Here is a 1,647-nt window from a genome sequence, read left to right on the forward strand (position 1 = left end):
ATATGTATCCATGAGCATATATATAAGATCCGTTTTTGTGCATCAACTCAGTATTAATATTATGCTTAGACGTTAATGGCATGAGCAGAAATATATTATTTTTTATAACTTCAGAATATGTGTTAAATTCATCGTTAGATACAATACTTTGGCTAGATGTAGATACAGTACTTCCTTCTTTTTTTTCTATTAAGTAAGAAAGGCGATTATTAGTTAATGAGAAATAAAGAAAAGCTATTAGTATAATTACTAATATTATAGATATATTTTTTAATTTTACTAATTTACGTCCTTTTTTTAATACTTTTTTATATTTAGGATAAGGAATTACTTTAAAGTCTATTTTACCATCTTTATTAGTTTTAAATCTATATTTAGAGATATGATGCTCTTCTCTTTGTTTAAATAGTATTGTTTTATTACTATTTTTATTCAAAGTGTAGACCTCCTTTTAGAATAATAAATAAATGTTTTTATAGTTAAATATATTCAGCATAAGTATAAAAATTGTATAAAAGTTAAAAATAATATTGACTAAAACTATTGTTTGGTATAATATAAACATACCGAACAAATGTTTAAAAAGAAAATAAATTTTTTAATAAAATTGGTAATATATTTAATTTATAGGGAATATAATAAAGTATAAAATTTTTAAGAGGAGTGATACCAATGATAACAAAAACAAATAACATAATTAATATAAATGAAATAACTTTAACAAATTTAGCAAATGGAGAAGTAACATTAGAACAATTAAATGAGATATATAATAAAATGGGATTTGTATTTGTTGCAAGTAAAGGTAGATTCACTAAAATAAGAAAAGAAATCAAACATTAATTAATATATAAAACCTAGCCTATAGCTAGGTTTTAAAATTTATGGGGTGATTTAATTGAAAATAGTAACTTATAACATCCATAAGGGGATGGATTCTAATAATATGTTTACTTTAAATAAAATCATTAAGTATTTAAAAGATATAGATGCCGATATAATATGTATTCAAGAAGTTCTTTACGAACAATTTGCAATATTAAAACACAATTTAAAGCTGGATGGAGTATTTGCAGCTAATATCAATAATCCTACATTGATGTATGGTGTAGCTACACTTTCAAAATATGAAATTTTAAAAAATGAACATGTATTTTTAAAAAGTAAAAAAGAACAAAGAGGTTTTTTATATACGAACGTATTTTCTGAAAAATATTGTGTAGATGTTATAAATACTCACTTAGGTCTAGATAAAGATGAAAGAAAAGAACAAATAAGTGAAATAATGGATTATATTAATCTTTTAAAAAAATCTAAAATAATATGTGGTGATTTTAATGAAGAAAATGTCTTTCTAAATACTTTTAATGATAGTGCTATATATACAAACTATCAAAGTATAGCAACTTTTGAAAAAAGTAATGCAAGAATTGATTATATATTATTAGATAAGTCATTAGAAATAGATAAATATTATGTAGATAAAATTAACTTATCAGATCATTATCCTGTTATAGTTGATATAAAATAAAAGTATACAATATTTAATATATNAGTTACATATATATATTAAATATTGTATAATTATATGTTAAAATATAATTTATATGAAATTTAATACGAGGTGGAGAAATGGGGAAAGTTAAA

The 1,647-nt window shown here is 21.3% G+C and carries 3 protein-coding genes; 2 read left to right on the forward strand and 1 reads right to left on the reverse strand.

The annotated features are described in order from the left end of the window. Positions 1–436, reverse strand: a 436-nt coding sequence (locus tag G3997_RS03290) for a hypothetical protein (RefSeq protein WP_296648051.1), incomplete at its 3' end; no start/stop codon positions are given. A 236-nt stretch (positions 437–672) separates the two neighbouring features. On the opposite strand from G3997_RS03290, the gene G3997_RS03295 reads away from it, so the two are divergent. Next, positions 673–843 (forward strand): hypothetical protein, encoded by a 171-nt coding sequence (locus G3997_RS03295; RefSeq protein WP_296648053.1) that lies wholly within the window; start codon positions 673–675, stop codon positions 841–843. A 55-nt stretch (positions 844–898) separates the two neighbouring features. Continuing rightward, positions 899–1,531 (forward strand): endonuclease/exonuclease/phosphatase family protein, encoded by a 633-nt coding sequence (locus tag G3997_RS03300; RefSeq protein WP_296648056.1) that lies wholly within the window; start codon positions 899–901, stop codon positions 1,529–1,531. Positions 1,532–1,647: the final 116 nt, after the last annotated feature.

The organism is Romboutsia sp. 13368 (genome assembly GCF_018336475.1).
Lineage (GTDB): Bacteria > Bacillota > Clostridia > Peptostreptococcales > Peptostreptococcaceae > Romboutsia.